Genomic DNA, 18,123 nt, shown 5'->3' on the forward strand with positions numbered 1-18,123 from the left:
ATGTCGTTCGATAAAAGAGCAACTTTGATCGGCGGATGTCTTTCCAAATCATTCTTATCCCCAGTTTGCCCAAAATGTACATATTATACGCCAAACATAGGCATAATAAGCCCGGTTCGGCGTAAAAAAGGTTGACATTTTCAGTTAGCTAAAGCCAAGTAGGGCATCTTAATACTGACATTTTACAACTATACCACGGCTTGAATTTCAAGTCAATAGTCCTATTGCAAAAAAAATGATCCCCTGCTTACTTTACAAATTCGAATGAACCTCTCACAGTTCCTCTACTCTTCCTTTACCGCTTTGAAGATTCGGTAGCCTTTATCCTTCGTTACTTCATCCACTCGTGAAAACAACGATTCCAGCTTCGCTTTTGCAGAAGGTGCACCTTGTTTCTTTTGAATGACAATCCATAACGCCCCCCCAACCTTCAAATGGTCATATGCCTGGTCAAAGATAGCATGTACTGTTTCTTTGCCCGCCCGAATCGGAGGATTAGTCAAGACCACGTCGAAATCCCGCTTGTTTACTTCAGTTAGTAGATTACTCTGCATAATCGTAACGTTGGTAATGCCGTTTGCTTTGGCATTTTCTCTGGAAAGCTCAACGGCTCTCTCATTGATATCGATCATGGTGACATGCCCATCCGGTACAAGTTTTGCTGCTGTAAGCCCGATTGGCCCGTAACCACATCCCACATCAAGAACATGAGCACCTGACGGCAGTTCCATTGCATCAATTAACACCCTGCTGCCATAATCGATTCCGTTTTTGGAAAAAACCCCAGCATCCGTCACCAGCCGCAGACTAAATCCGCGGAGGACCGCTTCTGCGTCCTTACGATCATGCGCCACTTGTGGTTTGTCCGAATAATAATGATTGGACATGCCCTCACTCACTTTCCATAGTTACATTTACAGCAACAAACCCCTTGATAAGTCAAGGGGTTTGTTGTTTTGTTCATTCAGCTTGGATAAGCTAAATTATTTAACTTCGATTGTAGCGCCAGCTTCTTCAAGCTTAGCTTTGATGGAGTCTGCTTCTTCTTTAGCCACTTTTTCTTTCAGTGGTTTTGGAGCGTTGTCAACCAGTTCTTTTGCTTCTTTCAGGCCAAGACCTGTGATTTCGCGAACTGCTTTGATAACGTTGATTTTGGAAGCACCAGCGTTAGTCAAGATTACGTCGAACTCGGATTGCTCAGCTTCAGCTGCAGCTGCACCGCCACCTACAACAGCTACTGGAGCTGCAGCAGTTACGCCGAATTCTTCTTCGATTGCTTTAACAAGATCGTTCAGTTCCAGTACAGTCATGCCTTTGATTGCTTCCAAGATTTGCTCTTTACTCATGATTGAACCTCCATATATAATTTTATTTTTTTGTATTTCATTACTGCTAAGCAGTATTCAGATCAAGCAGCTTACGCGCCTTGTTCTTCTTTTTCTGCAACGGCTTTAACCGCAAGCGCGAAGTTGCGCATAGGGGCTTGAAGCACGCTGAGGAGCATGGAGAGGAGACCTTCGCGGGATGGCAGTTCTGCCAACGCCTTAACTTCTTCTACTCCAATTACGCGACCTTCTACGACAGCACCTTTCAATTTCAGTGCATCGTTCTTTTTCGCGAAGTCGTTCAGAATTTTGGCTGGAGCTACAGCATCTTCTCCGCTGAATGCAATTGCAGTAGGACCTGTCAGAACGCTATCGAGTTCTGTCAATTCTGCTGCAGCAGTTGCACGGCGAAGCAATGTGTTTTTCAGCACTTGGAATTCTACACCAGCTTCACGAAGCTGCTTGCGCAGTTCAGTAGCTTGGGAAACGTTCAATCCACGATAGTCAACAACAACAGTCGTCGCGCTTTCGCGCAATTTTGCTGTTACTACATCAACGGATTCTTGTTTTGCTTGAATCACTTTTGCGTTTGCCAATCTGTACACCTCCTGATCAAATTTATCCCATTAAGAAAAGCCTCCGTAGAATCACGAAGGCTTGATATATACTCGCATCCGATTTGCATCGTTTCAAGTTGTATAATCACACCTCGGTAGGAAATTAAGCCATATGGCACCTACTGTCTACGGCAAGCATATTCAAATGTCAACGGTCAGTCACTCGGACTCACAACTTTTATAGAATATCAGAACAGGCCGAACCTGTCAAGACATTTTATCTAAAAGCTGCTGCATTCACGCGTGCGCCAGGGCCCATCGTAGAAGAAAGACTTACATTCTTCAGATAAACACCTTTTGCTGCCGCCGGTTTAGCACGGTTCAGAGCGTCCATGAGAGCTTTAAAGTTCTCATTCAACTGCTCGGAAGAGAAAGAAGCTTTACCGATCGGTGCATGAATTTGACCTGCACGATCCAGACGATATTCGATTTTACCGGCTTTAATTTCTTGAACAGCCTTGGATACATCGAAAGTTACCGTTCCGGCTTTAGGGTTAGGCATCAGGCCTTTACCGCCGAGCAGACGGCCCAATTTACCTACTTCGCTCATCATATCTGGTGTCGCTACGCAGACGTCGAACTCGAACCAGCCTTGTTGGATTTTGTTGATCATGTCTGCATCACCAACATAGTCCGCGCCAGCCGCTTCCGCTTCTTTCGCTTTGTCACCTTTTGCAAATACCAATACGCGTTGTGTTTTACCTGTACCGTGTGGCAGGACAACAACACCACGTACTGCCTGGTCTTGCTTACGTGGGTCTACGCCCAAACGAACTGCCGCTTCGATTGTTTCATCGAATTTTGCAGTAGCTGCCTTTTTCACAAGCTCTACAGCTTCTGAAGGCTCGTAAGTTGCTTCGCTGTCGATCAGCTTAGCAGCTTCCAGGTATTTTTTACCGTGTTTAGCCATGTTTTATTCCTCCTTTGTGGTTTTAGCGGATATACCTCCCACATTGACCGGCCGCGAATCGGCCGGCTTTACGAAGCCATGTTTCATGTGAAAATTAGTCTTCGATGGTGATACCCATGCTGCGGGCAGTACCTTCGACCATACGCATTGCGGACTCAACGTCAGCAGCATTCAGGTCAGGCATTTTTGTTTCCGCGATTTGACGTACCGCATCACGTTTAACGGTAGCAACTTTTTTCTTATTCGGCTCGCCGGATCCTTTTTCAACTTTCGCTGCCACTTTCAACAGAACTGCCGCCGGTGGAGTTTTAGTGATGAATGTAAAGGAACGGTCCTCGAATACAGAGATTTCAACTGGAATGATCAATCCCGCCTGATCAGCTGTACGAGCGTTGAACTCTTTACAGAATGCCATGATGTTGACACCTGCTTGACCCAATGCCGGACCTACTGGCGGTGCTGGATTCGCTTTACCTGCTGGAATCTGCAGTTTTACCATTTTGATTACCTTTTTTGCCATGATTGACACCTCCTTGCAAAATAGTGGTTAGCGGGCTTCACAGCCCTCCCACAAGAAACTTGAAGAAACTATATCTTCTCCACTTGGGTGTATTCCAACTCAAGCGGCGTTTCCCGTCCAAACATGTTGACGTGTACCTTCAGCTTGCTTTTGTCTACCAAAATCTCTTCCACGGAGCCCACAAAATTCGCAAAAGGACCGACTTTGATTCGTACGGATTCCTTAATATCGAATTCAATTTTAGGCTTAGGTTCAACCATACCCATGTGCTTCAGAATTTGTTCCACTTCTTCTGGCAGCAGAGCTGTTGGTTTGGAACCGGAACCTGTCGAACCGACAAAGCCGGTAACACCCGGTGTATTGCGAACAACATACCAAGAATCATCCGTCTGAACCATTTCGACCAAGACATAACCGGGGTAAACTTTACGCATAACGGTTTTTTTCTTACCGTCTTTGTTCACCACTTCTTCTTCCATCGGAACAAGAACGCGGAAAATCTTGTCTTCCATGCCCATGGACTCTACGCGTTTTTCCAAATTGGCTTTGACCTTATTTTCATACCCTGAATAGGTATGAACGACGTACCATCTTTTTTCCATATCAAGCCACCTGGGACCCTTCTTAAATAATCGCTTCGATCACAGCGGAGATGCCGATATCTACGACCCAAAAAAACAGCGTCATAACCACAACAGTACCAAGTACGATTAACGTGTAGTTCGTCAGCTCTTTACGATTAGGCCAGCGAACCTTTTTAAGTTCAGCCCAGCTTTCAGAGAAAAAGGAAATCAGAGATTTGAAACTACGTTTCACGCCGACTACACCTCCAAAAACTATCTGGTTTCGCGATGAGAAGTCTGCTCGTTACAAAACTTGCAAAATTTCTTCATCTCCATGCGGTCGGGGTGATTACGCTTGTTTTTTGTCGTAGTGTAATTTCTTTGTTTGCAGTTCGTACAAGCCAAAGTAATAATTACCCGCATGATGTACACCTCCCGAAGACTTCCACATTGAAGCAGAGTCTCTAAATTGATCCTGAAAAAAAAGCCGTAAAATAGGCCTACCTAAAACACTTTATCACAAGGGTATAAGCATGTCAATGAAAGAATAACCTTTCATCATTGGGTATTATTTCTGCACAAAACGCACGTATCTCTCATCTCTGATTTTTTCACTGCTCCGGCATGAACCGAGCGATTACTAGTATTTATCAATCCTGAACAATATAAACTTCAGACAATAAAAAAAGACTCAAACACCGAGCCTTTTCCATCAACGACAACAACTTTTGTTCAATTATCTCGAACTTCCAGGTACTTTTCAAGTTTGCGCTTCACGCGCTGCAAGGCATTATCAATGGACTTCACATGACGGTCCAGATCCACTGCAATTTCTTGATAAGATCTCCCGTCCAGATACAACATCAGCACTTTACGTTCCAGGTCACTTAAAATCTCGGACATTTTATCTTCCAGGCCTACGAACTCCTCCTGGTTAATAATCAATTCTTCCGGATCACTGACCTGAGTTCCACAAATCACATCGAGTAACGTACGATCAGACTCTTCATCATAAATGGGCTTGTCCAGAGATACATAAGAATTAAGCGGAATATGCTTCTGACGTGTGGCTGTCTTGATCGCCGTAATGATCTGTCTTGTAATGCACAGTTCGGCAAAAGCCTTGAAAGAAGCAAGCTTGTCCCCTTTGAAATCACGAATCGATTTGTAAAGGCCAATCATTCCTTCTTGAATAATATCTTCCCGGTCAGCTCCGATCAAAAAATAAGATCTTGCCTTGGCGCGTACAAAGTTGCGATACTTGTTGATCAAAAACTCCAGCGCTTCGCTTTCGCCTTCACGGACCGCTTCGACAATGTCTTCGTCACTTTGGTAATCATACTTGGATAACATGATATCTTTGAGGTCGACACTCACAGACAATCCCTCCGGCTGCAACGCAAGGTACCCCGTTACTCTACTCTATGAAATATAGGACAAGTATATATGATGGTACCTCCCATCGTCAACCACGCCCTGCCTAAAAAAGAACAGCTATAACATAATTGTCAATAGTTTCATTATTGTAAAATTTGTAAAAAGTCCGCTGTCAGCCTCGTCTCCAGCGTTCAAACTGCTTCAAAATATCCGGGCTTAATTTCCCTCCGATTGTATTACGTGTTGATCTGGCTTGGTCTTCCGCAAGCCGCTGCTGGAGCTCCTTTTCGTTCTGCTCCACTTCAATCAGCAGCTCTCTGGCGGACACACGCAGCGCTCCCTGTCCGAAGATGACATGTTGCTCTACCATATCGCTGGTTGCTACATAGATTTGGCGTCTTCGCATGCTTAGTTCCCGAACGAGTCTCTCGATGCATTCGTCTGCCGTCTCTTTTTCCTTTGTAAAATGAACTTGAACTCTGCTCTGTGTAAAGGATTTACCGAGTCCTGGCACAAGGTAAGCGTCAAACACAACAATGACTCGGCGGCCGGAGAAGGCCTGGTAGTCCGCAAGCCGGAAGAGCAATCTGTTCCTCGCCTCTTCCAGCCCGCTTTCTGCCAACTTGGATAATTCCGGCCAGTCACCAATCATGTTGTACCCGTCTACTAGAAGCACATCACGGGAATCAGCCATATCATCTATCCCTGTGCTTGGCGGGAGCGAAGCACCTCGTACATGACAACACCCGCTGCCACGGAGGCATTCAGGGAATTAATCTGACCCTGCATCGGCAGTTTGACCAGTACGTCACATTTCTCGCGAATGAGACGGCCCATGCCTTTGTTCTCATTTCCGATTACGAGTGCTACCGGACCTGTGAATACACCATTGCCAAAAACAGCTTCACGCGCAGTAACATCCGTACCTACAACCCATACGCCCTCTTCTTTCAGACGGTCAATGGTCTGTGCCAGATTGCTTACGCGGGCAACAGGAACATACTCCGCTGCACCTGCCGATGTTTTGGACACGGTTGCCGTTACTGAAGCTGAGCGCCGTTTGGGAACAATGACACCGTGAGCTCCTGTGCAGTCTGCCGTACGCAGAATGGAGCCCAGATTATGGGGATCTTCGATCTCATCCAGCAAAAGAATAAACGGCTGCTCATTCTTGGACTTGGCTGCATCTAAAATATCTTCAACCTCAGCATAGGCATAAGGCGCCGCCTGAGCAACCACACCCTGATGCTGAATACCGGGAACCGTCTGATCCAGCTTGCGCTTGTCCACATGCTGAATGACAATCCCCTGTTTTTTTGCTTCCGCAATGATCGGCTGCGTTAGATGTTTCTGCGCCGTATCGGCGATCCATATTTTATTAATGGTCCGGCCTGACCGCAGCGCCTCCGTTACGGAGTGTTTACCGGCAATCCATTCTTCTTCCATCCTTGTTCGTTCCTCTCTTTAATTGCTTGTTATATATGTTTTATACCAAAGTTATTCTGCTGAAGCAGAGGCCTGCTCCGCCTGCTCAATCCCGAGTCCGATCAGCTGGATCATTCGATCATGCTGACTGCTGCTGTACAGATAGCCGATCAGACATTCAAATGCTGTTGCATGTCTGTACTCCAGCACATCCGCATTCTTCGGAACACTGCCGGACTTGGCATTTCGTCCCTGCCGGACAATATCCAGTTCTTCTGCCGTCAATTCAGCCTCAATACTATTCAGTATGCGGCTTTGTGCTTTGGCAGATACCAATTTGGTTGCACTTCGGTGCAGATGATTAGGACGCATGTTTGCTTTGGATAACAGATACTGCCTCACGGCAACTTCATATACAGCATCGCCAATGTATGCCAGTGCAATTGGCGGGATCAGCCGGGCAGGTCTGGAAGGCGGATAAGGAAACCATCCACCATCCAGTACATCTGCCTTATTCTTTGGCACAGTCCGGGTAGACTGATCGGCCTCTTCAGACCCTTCGACAGATGCAGACAAAATCTTTTCCTTCTCTTTGCTCATTTGCGCCGCCATCTCATTCCCTGTGCTGTATCCTCCAGCAGGATACCCTGGGCAGATAGCTCATCGCGAATTTCATCGGCACGAGCCCAGTTCTTCGACTTACGTGCTTCCACACGCTCTGCGATCAATCGTTCAATATCCTCATCCAGCAGCTCGGGTTCAACCTCTGTATAGATTCGCAGCACAGCATTCAGTTCGTTGAACAGTTCAAGCAGTGCATGAATCGCAGCGGCATTAACCACATCCCGCTGCAGCAGCTGGTTCGCTTCCGCAGCCCATTCAAACAGCGCGGTAATCGCATCCGGTGTATTGAAATCATCCTGCATTTTCTCGTGATACTGCTGTCGAATCTGCTCTAATCTTGCTGCAAATTCAGCTGAAACCTCCTGATTTACAGTCACCGCACTCAGACGATGCTTCAGGTTGCCTACCGCGTTGGAAATCCGCTCCACGCTGTTCTGCGCCTGTTCCATTGTATCTTCCGTAAAATTGAGCGGGTTACGATAGTGGGTAGACAGCATGAAGTAACGGATCGCTTCCCGTTTGTACTCGCTGCGCAGGTCTTTGACGAGAACACCGTTGCCGAGAGATTTCGACATTTTCTCGTTATCGATGCGAATAAAACCGTTATGCATCCAGTAATTCGCGAGCGGTTTGCCCGTAATGGCTTCTGACTGCGCGCATTCGCACTCATGGTGAGGGAACTGTAAATCCTGTCCGCCGCCGTGAATATCCAGTGTATCCCCAAGGTATTCTCTTGCCATGGCAGAGCACTCGATATGCCAGCCTGGACGACCGTCTCCCCAAGGACTGGACCAGGAAATCTCGCCTGGCTTGGCTGCTTTCCAAAGCACGAAATCTTCCGGATGCTCCTTTCGCTCATCTACTCCGATCCGAATACCAAACTGCAGTTCCTGCAGGTTTTGTTTCGACAATTGACCGTAATTTTCGAACTTGCCTGTTCGATAATATACGTCACCGCCATTCTCATATGCGAAACCTTTGTCAACCAATTCACGGATAAAATCAATAATCAGCGGCATATTCTCCGTTACTCTTGGATTACTGCTGGCCTTAGGGATTCCAAGTCCTTCAAGGTCCGCATAATAAGCGGCAATAAATTTCTCTGCCACATGTGGAACATCGGTACCCAGCTGCTCTGCTTTGCGAATCAGTTTGTCATCCACATCCGTAAAATTCACGACATAATTCACTTCATGTCCAGTTTGCTCCAAATATCCGCGAACGGTGTCGAAAAAGATCACCGGACGTGCGTTCCCAATATGGATGTAGTCGTATACGGTTGGTCCGCATACATACATTTTCACTTTGCCAGGCTCTTGTGGTACAAACTCCTCTTTGGTACGACTCATCGTGTTATAAATCTGCAGCGCCATAGTCACTTTTCCTTTCGTCCTAAACTGCCTTTACTATATTCCATGTTCTATGTTTACTTATGCATTTATGTGCATTTTTCGGATTCACGCGTATTTTGCAGCGTACGCACTTCCTCCTGCAGACGCTCAATTTCGCGCTGCATGCTGCGCAGGGAATCAATAACCGGATCAGGCAGCTGCTGATTGAGACGATCCACCCGCCGACCATCCTGCTTGACGATTCTTCCGGGAATTCCCACCACCGTGCTGTTCGCAGGTACTTCCTTTAACACAACGGAGTTAGCTCCGATGTTGCTTTGATCCCCTACACGAAACGACCCCAGTACCTTGGCACCAGATGAGATAACCACATTATTACCAATTGTCGGGTGTCTCTTCCCTTTTTCTTTTCCTGTTCCACCCAGCGTTACTCCTTGATAGATTACGACATCGTCACCGATCTCACAGGTCTCCCCGATGACAACCCCCATACCGTGGTCAATGAACAACCTTTCGCCGATGGTTGCCCCAGGATGAATCTCTATACCTGTCATAAACCGGCTTACCTGTGATATGAACCGGGCGAACGAGAACCATCTTCGTTTGTATAGATAGTGGGCAAATCGATGGGCCCATATTGCATGCAGCCCAGAATACGTAAATACCACTTCAAACCAACTCCGGGCGGCCGGATCATTTTCAAAGACCGTCTGGATATCGGATCTGATCTTTTTGAACATGCTCGTTCCCCTCTTGTTCAGGTCCTCGTCCTCCGGGTTTGCCGGACGGCGCGTTCCTTGGTAGTATACTGCGCACTCGCCTAAACAAAAAACGCCTCTGCAGCACGAAGCTGCAGAGGCGTTAATCGCGGTCCCACTCTGCTTGGTTCATTCTTCAATCTTGACTGAAATGAATGAACCCTCTGGCGGCTCGGTAACGGGAACCAGTCGTCGCCATCTATCCTGACGTTTTCCTCATCTTGTTGACAGAGGCGGGGCCGGATTCGACGGTGCAGCTCACGGGTGCATTTCGGGCTGCTGGACAGTGGACGGCTCGCAGCCACCACCCGCCAAACAGATCTAATACCTGCTCGCGTGCGGGGCCATCCTCTCTGGGTCTGTCCGGATCAGCTTACTTCTCCCGGTCTTTGCTGTTCTATATGAACGTATTATGACAATTCAACCTTGTGTTGCTATTATAGCGAAAAGCCTTCTTACTGACAACCAGCAGAATCCAATTCCATAAGTTGAACTAATGAATATTTACACAAGCACTCCGATGACAGAATAACCTTCCAATCGCTGTTATCCCCAGATTTTTTGGATTCCCTTTTCCAAAGGGAAAATCCGGTGATAAGCGTATGCTTCCGATGCAGCTTTCTTGCAGAAAGCTTTTAGGCGAGCGCTTCGCTTTTTCAGGTTTTTTCTGTACTCTCCGTTTCTGTGTAAATGATTAGCTCCACTTATGAAATACCAGGCGTTCTCACAACGCTTGTTTAAGCACCTTTCACCTGTGCCAGCAAACGCTCTATGACAGTGTCACGGCCCAGCAGCACAATGGTCTGATTGAGATCACGTCCATGTGTCTGTCCAGTCAAAGCAACGCGGATCGGCATGAAGAGCTGTTTGCCCTTGAAGCCTGTTTCCTTCTGCACTTCCTTGATCAATGCAGCCATTTTGCTCGGCGTAAATTCGTCACTGGCCTGAACCTTATCAGCAAATGCCTTCAATACCGTGGGAACCTGCTCCTCAGCAAGAACCGCAGCACCCTCACTTTCCAGTTCAACCTCTGGACGGAAGAATACCTCGGACAGTTCCACGATATCGGAAGCTGCTGTCATCTGCTCTTGATAGAGATGCACGAGCATATGCGCCCATTCTTTTTGCTCAGCAGACAAGTCCGCAGGAAGACGTCCTGCTTTTTGGAGATGCGGAATCGCCATCTCGGCAATTCGTGCCGGGTCAGCATTTTTGATGTAATGGTTGTTCAAATGTGCCAGCTTATGTGTGTCGAATACAGCCGGACTCTTGGACAGACGCTTCGTATCAAAGATAGAGATCAGCTGCTCCTGTGAAAAAATTTCTTCTTCCCCTTCAGGCGACCAGCCAAGCAGGGAGATGAAGTTAAACATCGCTTCCGGCAGATAGCCGAGCTGATCATACTGCTCAATAAACTGAATGACGGATTCATCGCGTTTACTCAGTTTTTTGTGGTTTTCGTTCACGATCAGCGTCATATGACCGAATTGCGGCGGCTCCCAGCCGAGCGCTTCATAGATCATCAGCTGACGCGGCGTGTTGGAGATATGATCCTCCCCGCGCAGCACGTGGGAGATCTTCATCAAGTGATCGTCCACGGCAACGGCATAGTTGTACGTGGGAATGCCGTCCTTTTTCACAATGACAAAGTCGCCTGATTCCTTGCTGTTGAACGAGATTGTGCCTTTAACCATGTCGTTGAATGTGTATGTGCGATCTGCAGGTACACGGAAACGAATGCTCGCCACGCGGCCTTCAGCTTCAAATGCCTCGATCTGCTCTGGTGTCAGGTCACGGTGTTTGCCGGAGTAACGCGGGGTCTCTCCACGAGCTGACTGCTCTTCGCGCTCCTGTTCGAGTTCTTCTTCCGTGCAGTAGCAGCGATAAGCCAGACCTTTATCCAGCAGTTCCTGCGTATATTTGCGATACAAATCCAGACGTTCCGTCTGACGGTATGGCCCGTATTCTCCGCCTACATCAATACTCTCATCCCACTCGATGCCGAGCCATTTCAAGTATTTCAGCTGGCTTTCTTCTCCGCCCGCAATGTTCCGCTTCACGTCCGTATCTTCGATACGAATGATAAATTTGCCGTTATTATGTTTGGCATACAAGTAGTTAAACAGTGCCGTACGAGCATTGCCGATATGCAAATGTCCCGTTGGGCTCGGTGCGTAGCGCACCCGAATTTCTGCGCTCATATGATCCCCTCCGTCTCTAATTGGTTGATATTATCACACACGTACCAGGCATACAACCGATTGGGCTGCAATTCCCTCTCCCCGACCAGGGAACCCAAGCTGCTCTGTTGTTGTTGCCTTCACGTTCACTTGTGTCACATCCGCTTCCAGCGCTTTAGCGATCACTTCAGCCATCTGCGGGATATACGGCGCCATTTTAGGCTTCTGGGCAATAATCGTCGAATCGATATTCCCAAGCTTATAACCGCGGTCCTTCACAAGCTGCCATACATGCTCCAGCAGTTTCAGGCTGTCGGCGTCCTTGAATTCCGGATCGGTATCCGGGAAATGTTTGCCGATGTCTCCGAGTGCCAGCGCACCAAGAATCGCATCACTAATGGCATGCAGCAGTACGTCTGCGTCCGAGTGGCCCAGCAGCCCTTTTTCATAAGGAATCGTTACCCCGCCAATAATACACGGCCTACCTTCCACCAGTTGGTGCACGTCAAATCCTTGTCCTACACGTATCATCGCTTCTTCTCTCCCTCGAGCCAAAACGCGGCATACTGTAAATCTTCCGGTGTCGTTAGTTTGATGTTGGTATAACTGCCTTCCACAACCTTGACCGACATTCCCTGGCGCTCAGCCAGCATGGCATCATCCGTCCCCAGAAACCCGTCACGCTCCGCCGATTCATAAGCCTCCAGCAGGGAAGAAAGACGAAAAGCCTGCGGGGTTTGAATGCTCCACAGACTGCTGCGGTCAGGCGTCGCCGTAACGACACCTTCCGCATTCACTTGTTTGATCGTATCCTTCACCGGCACAGCCAGCACAGCACCTCCGCCCGATGCGGCGGCAGCCATGCAGTTTCTGATCTGCTCACGGGTCACAAAAGGACGCACCCCGTCGTGAACGAGGACGCCATCGGTACCGAGCGCCCGAAGGCCTTCATAGACCGAATGCTGTCTCTCTTTCCCTCCGGGGATGACGCGGACACGCGATTCCAGCTGGTATTCTTTTACCCATTTCAGGCATCGTTCAACATCTGCAGCTCCTGTAACCAGGACCATCTCGCGAATCTCGTCCAGAGCCGCAAATACTTCAAGCGTATGTATGAAAACGGGCTTGTCCTGCAGCAGCAAAAATTGTTTGCTTTCGGTTGTGCCCATGCGGGTTCCCCGACCAGCCGCTACAATGACAACGCCCCACCCTTTATCCATGCCGCAATCCCTGCCTTGTCTGTCAGTTTATCGCCGGGCAACAATTCATATCTGATTCGATACCCATCATCGTTCAACGATACACTACCCATCATACCGCTTTATTGGGCTTTTTCCAACAGTTTCGGCTTGGCAAAAATCATTCGTCCCGCGGACGTCTGCAGTACGCTCGTTACCAGCACTTCCATCATCATGCCGATATACTCGCGTCCACCTTCTACCACAATCATCGTTCCGTCATCCAGATAAGCTACGCCCTGCCCGTGTTCCTTGCCATCCTTGATAATCTGCACCATAATTTCTTCTCCTGGCAGCACAACCGGTTTCACCGCATTCGCGAGATCATTGATGTTCAGTACAGATACCCCTTGGAGTTCACAGACTTTGTTCAAGTTGAAGTCATTGGTGACGACTTTGCCCTGCAGTACTTTAGCGAGCTTCACCAGTTTGCTGTCCACCTCGGAAATTTCCTCGAAATCGCCTTCGTAGATCAGGACCTGCACATCAAGCTCCTTCTGGATTTTGTTCAAAATATCCAGACCGCGGCGCCCGCGGTTGCGCTTGAGCAGATCCGATGAGTCTGCTATATGCTGCAGCTCTTCCAGTACAAATTCGGGAATAACAATCGTGCCTTCGATGAACCCTGTCTTGCAGATATCTGCGATTCTTCCGTCTATAATGACGCTGGTGTCCAAAATTTTATGTTCTTCCATCCGTCGTTCTTCTTCCGCCTCGGGATGTCCCCACCGTCCAGACTTCCAGAATGCCGCCAGATCGTCTTTTTTGGCCATAGCCAAACTGTATCCTGAATACGCAGCAATGACCGTCAGAGCCACCTGCAGCACCTCTCCTGCAGTTCCCAGCCAGGCCAGGCAGGGATACAGCAGTAATGCAGCCAGCAGTCCGGTTACGATGCCTGCCGCACCAGCAGCCAGTTCGTTCATCGGTATTCTCGCTAAAGAATCGATACTGCTGTGCAATCGGTTTGCAATCATTGTGCCGCCAATCGTACATACGGACATAAAAAGTACTGCTCCCAGCAGTGTTGACACACCAGCCCCCAGCAATCCTGCTGACTGAATCCATTCAGCCATCCAGGGTATAGACTTTCCTGCCAGATAATATGCCGTGTACCCGAACCATGCGCCGCACAATCCAGTAAAAGTTAAAATGCCTTTTCTCCACATGAGTTCCTGCACCTCCTCAATCATTCTTCATTTTCATATCCAGTATGATCCAATTTTCGAAAAGCTAATCGCCCCTGCATGAAGTTTTTGGAAATGTTCCATTCGTCAGTTGAAAGTGAGACTTTTATTGGCATATAATGAATTCAATTCATATCCCGAGGTGAGTGGCAAAATGAGTACGCTAAGTTTACAGGCTTTTCAGGATCAAGTTTCCGAACTGCTGCTGCGTCATCGCAGCCTGATTGATGTACTGTCCAAGACAGGACAAGCCGGAGCCTCTGTTAACCGTGCTGTGTCCAAAGCCATTACCGAATGCGGCTGCATTGAGCTGCACGCCACCAAACAGCAATATGCACCCGAAAACGAGATTTCTCAATCCAAGGGTTTGCTGGAAACGCATGTGGAAGGTGAATTGTGTGAGAATTGCAAAGAGGTAATCAGCTCCGAATTGGGGCGAAACCTGTTCTATATGTCTGCTCTCTGCAATCTGCTGGACATCAACATGGAAGAGGTCGTAAATCACGAATCACAGAAATGTTCAACGCTGGGCTTGTTCAATCTGTCCTAGTTAATTTGTCCGCTCCTTAGCATAGATCAGCAAAATCAAACAAAAAGCACGTACGCTCCCTTTCAGGAACGTACGTGCTTTTTTATAATAATGTTGGTGCTTATGATGAAATGCGCTGCATTTTTAATTGTCGGAAGATCGGGAAGATTTCTTATTCTTGCGTTTCTGGGCACGATTGCGGGAAGCTGCCGTTCTCATGCTGTATCTCATGCCGTATAAGGCGTACAGCACCAGCGGGATAAAGATCAGTTTCGAAAGCTGATCCGGGAAAAGAACAGCCAGCGCTACGGCCAGCAGCACAACCCACGGGGCGATCCAGATCGCCTTGCGGGGCAATCCGACTTTTTTGAAATTGGGATATTTCAGCGAACTGACCATCAGATACGACAACAACAGCGCAGCAATCATCATGCTGATCGGCCCGATATCTTTGTGAAACAAGGAAAGTGTAGCGAGTACCCCACCTGCAGCCGGAATGGGCAAGCCTGTAAAATACCCCGGAATACCCGGACGTACGTTAAATCTCGCTAATCGAATTGCACCACAGATCGGAAAGGCCGCCGTAGCAATCCAGGCAAAGATCGGCATAGCATCCTGAAATGACACCATAAAAATGATTAATGCAGGCGCTGCACCAAAGGAAATCATATCAGACAAGGAATCCAGTTCCTTGCCGAATTCACTCTGTGCATTAAGCGCTCTTGCCACCCGTCCATCCAGACCATCCAGCAGCATGGCAACGATAACCATAATTGCGGCTGAACTGTATTTCCCGTTAATCGCCAGCAAAATGGCCAGCATGCCAAGAAACAGATTACCCAAGGTAAAAAGATTTGGAATGAATCTGGTTAACATGTTGTTTCACCTCATTCATTAGAAGCCGTTAACGGCGATTCCTACATCTGTCTGTCAATAAACATCTGCTCCTGCAGACGTTTGAGTCCCTGCTTGATGGTGCGGGCGCGAACCTCACCAATGCCATCCACCTCATCGAGTTCTTCAATTGTTGCCATGATGACATGGGGTAATTGCTCGAATTGATCCACAAGATTATGAATAATTACATTAGGCAGACGTGGGATCTTATTTAATACCCGATATCCGCGCGGTGCAACCGAATCCTCAGACGTTGCCGCAGATGAAGGGTAACCGAGCAGCCGTACGATATGGTGAGCATCAAGAAGCTCATCGTCCGACAATCTTTTCAGGCCCATAATAATTTCGCGGATTTTGTCATCACTGTCGTCCCGGGCATAGTCTTTATACAGCAGCCACGCCTCTTCCTCTGTTGTACCCACAAGTTCTTCCATCTGCATGGAAATGAGCCTGCCTTCGTTACCCAGTTCATCAATATATCGTTCAATCTCCGTTTTGATCCGCAGCACCATTTCTGTACGCTGAATGACGTTAACCACTTCTGGAATCGTCACCAGTTCCTCAAACTCAGAGGCACTCAGATTTGTAAGGGATTGCTTCAGTACCGCTTTATACTTTTCGAGCGTTTGAATGGCCTGATTCGCTTTGGTCAAAATTACCCCGATTTCTTTAAGCGAGTATCGAAGTGTTCCCTGATACAGGGTAATAATATTCCGGCGCTGTGAGATAGATACCACCAGCTTGCCGGTTTGTTTTGCCACCCGCTCTGCCGTCCGGTGACGAATACCTGTCTCGGATGACGAGATGGAGGAATCCGGGATCAGCTGGGTGTTGGCATACAAAATCCGCTTCAAATCCTCACTCAGAATAATCGCACCGTCCATTTTAGCCAGCTCATACAGATAGTTCGGGGAGAAATCACAGTTAATCGAAAATCCCCCATCCACCACTTCCATCACTTCAGGGCTGTATCCTACAACAAGCAGTGCGCCCGTCTTGGCACGCAGCACATTTTCCAGACCTTCGCGGAAAGGTGTACCCGGTGCGATCAGCCTTAACAAATCATTCATATTGTCCAGTTGGCTTGAATCCTTCATCTTGTTATGCCCCCTAATCTAAAGCAACCGCTAGTGCATCTGCCACGGTATTTACACCGATCAGTTGTATCCCGCGAGGATGTTTCCAGCCCTTTAAGCTTTTTTCTGGTAAAATAACCCGTTTGAATCCCAGCTTCGCGGCTTCTTTCACACGCTGTTCCGCCCTTGATACGGCACGAACCTCACCGGTCAGGCCAATCTCGCCAAAGATGACATCATCAGGCTTGGTCGGCACATCCCTCAAGCTGGAGGCAATGCTGACCGCTACAGCCAGATCGACAGCAGGCTCATCCAGCCTTACCCCGCCAGCCACGTTCAGATAGGCGTCCTGTGTCTGCAGGAACATGCCCATCCGCTTTTCCAGCACAGCAATGATCAGATTTAAGCGATGATGATCTATCCCCGTTGCCATCCTGCGCGGAGATGGAAAGTGCGTCGTCGAAATCAATGCCTGCAGCTCCACGAGCATCGGCCGCGTACCCTCCATGCTGGCTACAACCGTAGATCCCGCTACTCCGAGCGGACGTTCAGATAAAAATAACTCTGAGGGATTGCCGACTTCACGAAGACCGTCTTCTCCCATTTCAAATATGCCGATTTCGTTGGTAGAACCAAAACGGTTCTTCACGGCACGGAGGAGACGATACGTATGATGCCGTTCTCCTTCAAAATATAATACGCAGTCCACCATATGTTCCAGCATGCGGGGGCCGGCGATGGCACCTTCTTTGGTAACATGCCCTACAAGAACTGTTGCAATGCCTCGCCCTTTGGCAATCCGCATGAATCTGGACGTACATTCCCTTACCTGCGCTACACTTCCTGGTGCACTGGTAACTTCGGGCAGATATACGGTCTGAATCGAGTCGATGACCAGAAAATGCGGCTGGATCTGATCCACCGCTTCCTCCACCCGTTCCATATTGGTTTCACACAGCACATACAGCTCAGGTGACAGTGCACCGAGGCGGTCTGCACGCAGTTTGGTCTGCTTCACGGATTCCTCCCCGGACACATATAACACACGCAGCCCCGAGTGGGTCAGTGCATGAGACGTTTGTAACATTAACGTTGACTTTCCGATCCCGGGGTCGCCCCCCACCAGAACGAGCGAACCAGGTACGATACCCCCGCCCAAAACACGGTTAAGCTCCCCGATTCCAGTCTGTACACGCGGCTCCTGACCGCTATCTATATCTATGATAGGAAGCGGTTTATCTTTACTGTCAAACAGAGGAGAATTTCTCCCTTGTGTTTTGACTACCGTTTCGGTTTCTTCTATCATCGAATTCCAGGACTGACAACCAGGGCACTTCCCGTACCATTTTGGGGCTTCATAGCCGCATTCTGTACATTGAAACTTGGTTTTTACTTTGGCCACTTCAGCACTCCTATAAATATATTATTTTATAACAGCATTTTGCATTATTCGACGAATTTTGCTCGCAGTCCTGACATGCAGGGTTACTAAAAGTTTACCATTGTTTGAGATTTTTCGTAAAGGATTATCGCAAACTTTACACA

22 protein-coding genes and 1 other annotated feature are annotated in these 18,123 nt (G+C 48.2%); of the genes, 1 reads left to right on the forward strand and 21 read right to left on the reverse strand.

The genetic code is table 11. The annotated features are described in order from the left end of the window. Window positions 1–284 precede the first annotated feature (284 nt). From MKY97_RS25575 to MKY97_RS25660, 18 genes are all read right to left on the reverse strand, one after another. A complete protein-coding gene (locus MKY97_RS25575) occupies window positions 285–887 on the reverse strand; it encodes a class I SAM-dependent methyltransferase (protein WP_342552968.1) in 603 nt (200 codons plus the stop codon). 96 nt (window positions 888–983) lie between these two features. After that, window positions 984–1,346, reverse strand: coding sequence for a 50S ribosomal protein L7/L12 (gene rplL / locus MKY97_RS25580; RefSeq protein ID WP_342552969.1), 363 nt, complete (start codon window positions 1,344–1,346; stop codon window positions 984–986). Between the two features lie 71 nt (window positions 1,347–1,417). Continuing rightward, entirely contained in the window at window positions 1,418–1,921 is a 504-nt protein-coding gene (gene rplJ, locus MKY97_RS25585; RefSeq protein ID WP_293203415.1) for a 50S ribosomal protein L10, read from the reverse strand. Between the two features lie 23 nt (window positions 1,922–1,944). Then, window positions 1,945–2,092 (reverse strand) — a sequence feature (ribosomal protein L10 leader region). Between the two features lie 67 nt (window positions 2,093–2,159). Further along, window positions 2,160–2,852 (reverse strand): 50S ribosomal protein L1, encoded by a 693-nt coding sequence (gene rplA, locus MKY97_RS25590; protein WP_342552970.1) that lies wholly within the window; start codon window positions 2,850–2,852, stop codon window positions 2,160–2,162. 94 nt (window positions 2,853–2,946) lie between these two features. Continuing rightward, window positions 2,947–3,372: a 50S ribosomal protein L11 gene (rplK, locus tag MKY97_RS25595; RefSeq protein ID WP_017692062.1), complete on the reverse strand. Its 426-nt coding sequence runs from the start codon at window positions 3,370–3,372 to the stop codon at window positions 2,947–2,949. A gap of 68 nt (window positions 3,373–3,440) precedes the next feature. Next, on the reverse strand, window positions 3,441–3,974 hold the full coding sequence (gene nusG, locus MKY97_RS25600) for a transcription termination/antitermination protein NusG (protein ID WP_024633599.1): 534 nt from the start codon (window positions 3,972–3,974) through the stop codon (window positions 3,441–3,443). A 22-nt stretch (window positions 3,975–3,996) separates the two neighbouring features. After that, window positions 3,997–4,188 carry a preprotein translocase subunit SecE gene (secE, locus tag MKY97_RS25605; RefSeq protein WP_024633600.1) on the reverse strand — a complete coding sequence of 64 codons (192 nt, stop codon included), beginning with the start codon at window positions 4,186–4,188 and terminating at the stop codon, window positions 3,997–3,999. 20 nt (window positions 4,189–4,208) lie between these two features. Further along, a complete protein-coding gene (gene rpmG, locus MKY97_RS25610) occupies window positions 4,209–4,358 on the reverse strand; it encodes a 50S ribosomal protein L33 (RefSeq protein ID WP_072735843.1) in 150 nt (49 codons plus the stop codon). A gap of 309 nt (window positions 4,359–4,667) precedes the next feature. Next, window positions 4,668–5,312, reverse strand: a complete 645-nt coding sequence (gene sigH, locus MKY97_RS25615) for an RNA polymerase sporulation sigma factor SigH (protein WP_024633601.1) — start codon at window positions 5,310–5,312, stop codon at window positions 4,668–4,670. A 172-nt stretch (window positions 5,313–5,484) separates the two neighbouring features. After that, window positions 5,485–6,006: an NYN domain-containing protein gene (locus MKY97_RS25620; RefSeq protein ID WP_342552971.1), complete on the reverse strand. Its 522-nt coding sequence runs from the start codon at window positions 6,004–6,006 to the stop codon at window positions 5,485–5,487. A gap of 5 nt (window positions 6,007–6,011) precedes the next feature. Continuing rightward, a complete protein-coding gene (gene rlmB, locus MKY97_RS25625; RefSeq protein WP_342552972.1) occupies window positions 6,012–6,758 on the reverse strand; it encodes a 23S rRNA (guanosine(2251)-2'-O)-methyltransferase RlmB in 747 nt (248 codons plus the stop codon). A 51-nt stretch (window positions 6,759–6,809) separates the two neighbouring features. Next, the gene (locus MKY97_RS25630; protein ID WP_342552973.1) at window positions 6,810–7,337 is read right to left on the reverse strand and encodes a ribonuclease III domain-containing protein; all 528 of its coding nucleotides are present in this window, start codon (window positions 7,335–7,337) and stop codon (window positions 6,810–6,812) included. Continuing rightward, window positions 7,334–8,734: a cysteine--tRNA ligase gene (cysS, locus tag MKY97_RS25635; protein ID WP_342552974.1), complete on the reverse strand. Its 1,401-nt coding sequence runs from the start codon at window positions 8,732–8,734 to the stop codon at window positions 7,334–7,336. The genes MKY97_RS25630 and cysS overlap by 4 nt, the downstream gene beginning before the upstream one ends. A gap of 65 nt (window positions 8,735–8,799) precedes the next feature. Beyond that, entirely contained in the window at window positions 8,800–9,453 is a 654-nt protein-coding gene (gene cysE / locus MKY97_RS25640) for a serine O-acetyltransferase (protein ID WP_342552975.1), read from the reverse strand. Window positions 9,454–10,208: 755 nt separating this feature from the next. Beyond that, window positions 10,209–11,672 (reverse strand): glutamate--tRNA ligase, encoded by a 1,464-nt coding sequence (gene gltX, locus MKY97_RS25645; protein ID WP_342552976.1) that lies wholly within the window; start codon window positions 11,670–11,672, stop codon window positions 10,209–10,211. A gap of 33 nt (window positions 11,673–11,705) precedes the next feature. Then, window positions 11,706–12,182, reverse strand: coding sequence for a 2-C-methyl-D-erythritol 2,4-cyclodiphosphate synthase (gene ispF, locus MKY97_RS25650; RefSeq protein WP_017692052.1), 477 nt, complete (start codon window positions 12,180–12,182; stop codon window positions 11,706–11,708). Continuing rightward, complete coding sequence (gene ispD / locus MKY97_RS25655; RefSeq protein ID WP_342552977.1) at window positions 12,179–12,871, reverse strand: 2-C-methyl-D-erythritol 4-phosphate cytidylyltransferase; 693 nt, start codon at window positions 12,869–12,871, stop codon at window positions 12,179–12,181. The genes ispF and ispD overlap by 4 nt, the downstream gene beginning before the upstream one ends. 101 nt (window positions 12,872–12,972) lie before the next feature. After that, a complete protein-coding gene (locus MKY97_RS25660) occupies window positions 12,973–14,058 on the reverse strand; it encodes a PIN/TRAM domain-containing protein (protein ID WP_342552978.1) in 1,086 nt (361 codons plus the stop codon). A gap of 172 nt (window positions 14,059–14,230) precedes the next feature. On the opposite strand from MKY97_RS25660, the gene MKY97_RS25665 reads away from it, so the two are divergent. Then, window positions 14,231–14,626, forward strand: coding sequence for a DUF1573 domain-containing protein (locus tag MKY97_RS25665; protein ID WP_342552979.1), 396 nt, complete (start codon window positions 14,231–14,233; stop codon window positions 14,624–14,626). A 123-nt stretch (window positions 14,627–14,749) separates the two neighbouring features. Here MKY97_RS25665 and pssA read toward each other — a convergent pair whose 3' ends face one another. Genes pssA through radA form a run of 3 tightly spaced genes read right to left on the reverse strand, consistent with a single transcriptional unit; the run spans window position 14,750 to window position 17,980 of the window. After that, complete coding sequence (pssA, locus tag MKY97_RS25670) at window positions 14,750–15,481, reverse strand: CDP-diacylglycerol--serine O-phosphatidyltransferase (protein ID WP_342552980.1); 732 nt, start codon at window positions 15,479–15,481, stop codon at window positions 14,750–14,752. 41 nt (window positions 15,482–15,522) lie between these two features. Beyond that, window positions 15,523–16,599 carry a DNA integrity scanning diadenylate cyclase DisA gene (disA, locus tag MKY97_RS25675; protein WP_342552981.1) on the reverse strand — a complete coding sequence of 359 codons (1,077 nt, stop codon included), beginning with the start codon at window positions 16,597–16,599 and terminating at the stop codon, window positions 15,523–15,525. Between the two features lie 13 nt (window positions 16,600–16,612). Beyond that, the gene (gene radA / locus MKY97_RS25680) at window positions 16,613–17,980 is read right to left on the reverse strand and encodes a DNA repair protein RadA (protein WP_090924698.1); all 1,368 of its coding nucleotides are present in this window, start codon (window positions 17,978–17,980) and stop codon (window positions 16,613–16,615) included. Window positions 17,981–18,123 lie beyond the last annotated feature (143 nt).

The organism is Paenibacillus sp. FSL R7-0652, from assembly GCF_038595045.1.
Classification (GTDB): domain Bacteria; phylum Bacillota; class Bacilli; order Paenibacillales; family Paenibacillaceae; genus Paenibacillus.

Bases quoted from the DNA above. Each gene is read 5' to 3' on its own strand.
- MKY97_RS25575 (WP_342552968.1), bottom strand. From the start codon at position 887: ATGTCCAATCATTATTATTCGGACAAACCACAAGTGGCGCATGATCGT.
- rplL (WP_342552969.1), bottom strand. From the start codon at position 1,346: ATGAGTAAAGAGCAAATCTTGGAAGCAATCAAAGGCATGACTGTACTG.
- rplA (WP_342552970.1), bottom strand. From the start codon at position 2,852: ATGGCTAAACACGGTAAAAAATACCTGGAAGCTGCTAAGCTGATCGAC.
- rplK (WP_017692062.1), bottom strand. From the start codon at position 3,372: ATGGCAAAAAAGGTAATCAAAATGGTAAAACTGCAGATTCCAGCAGGT.
- nusG (WP_024633599.1), bottom strand. From the start codon at position 3,974: ATGGAAAAAAGATGGTACGTCGTTCATACCTATTCAGGGTATGAAAAT.
- rpmG (WP_072735843.1), bottom strand. From the start codon at position 4,358: ATGCGGGTAATTATTACTTTGGCTTGTACGAACTGCAAACAAAGAAAT.
- MKY97_RS25620 (WP_342552971.1), bottom strand. From the start codon at position 6,006: ATGGCTGATTCCCGTGATGTGCTTCTAGTAGACGGGTACAACATGATT.
- rlmB (WP_342552972.1), bottom strand. From the start codon at position 6,758: ATGGAAGAAGAATGGATTGCCGGTAAACACTCCGTAACGGAGGCGCTG.
- MKY97_RS25630 (WP_342552973.1), bottom strand. From the start codon at position 7,337: ATGAGCAAAGAGAAGGAAAAGATTTTGTCTGCATCTGTCGAAGGGTCT.
- cysS (WP_342552974.1), bottom strand. From the start codon at position 8,734: ATGGCGCTGCAGATTTATAACACGATGAGTCGTACCAAAGAGGAGTTT.
- cysE (WP_342552975.1), bottom strand. From the start codon at position 9,453: ATGTTCAAAAAGATCAGATCCGATATCCAGACGGTCTTTGAAAATGAT.
- gltX (WP_342552976.1), bottom strand. From the start codon at position 11,672: ATGAGCGCAGAAATTCGGGTGCGCTACGCACCGAGCCCAACGGGACAT.
- ispF (WP_017692052.1), bottom strand. From the start codon at position 12,182: ATGATACGTGTAGGACAAGGATTTGACGTGCACCAACTGGTGGAAGGT.
- ispD (WP_342552977.1), bottom strand. From the start codon at position 12,871: ATGGATAAAGGGTGGGGCGTTGTCATTGTAGCGGCTGGTCGGGGAACC.
- MKY97_RS25660 (WP_342552978.1), bottom strand. From the start codon at position 14,058: ATGTGGAGAAAAGGCATTTTAACTTTTACTGGATTGTGCGGCGCATGG.
- MKY97_RS25665 (WP_342552979.1), top strand. From the start codon at position 14,231: ATGAGTACGCTAAGTTTACAGGCTTTTCAGGATCAAGTTTCCGAACTG.
- pssA (WP_342552980.1), bottom strand. From the start codon at position 15,481: ATGTTAACCAGATTCATTCCAAATCTTTTTACCTTGGGTAATCTGTTT.
- disA (WP_342552981.1), bottom strand. From the start codon at position 16,599: ATGAAGGATTCAAGCCAACTGGACAATATGAATGATTTGTTAAGGCTG.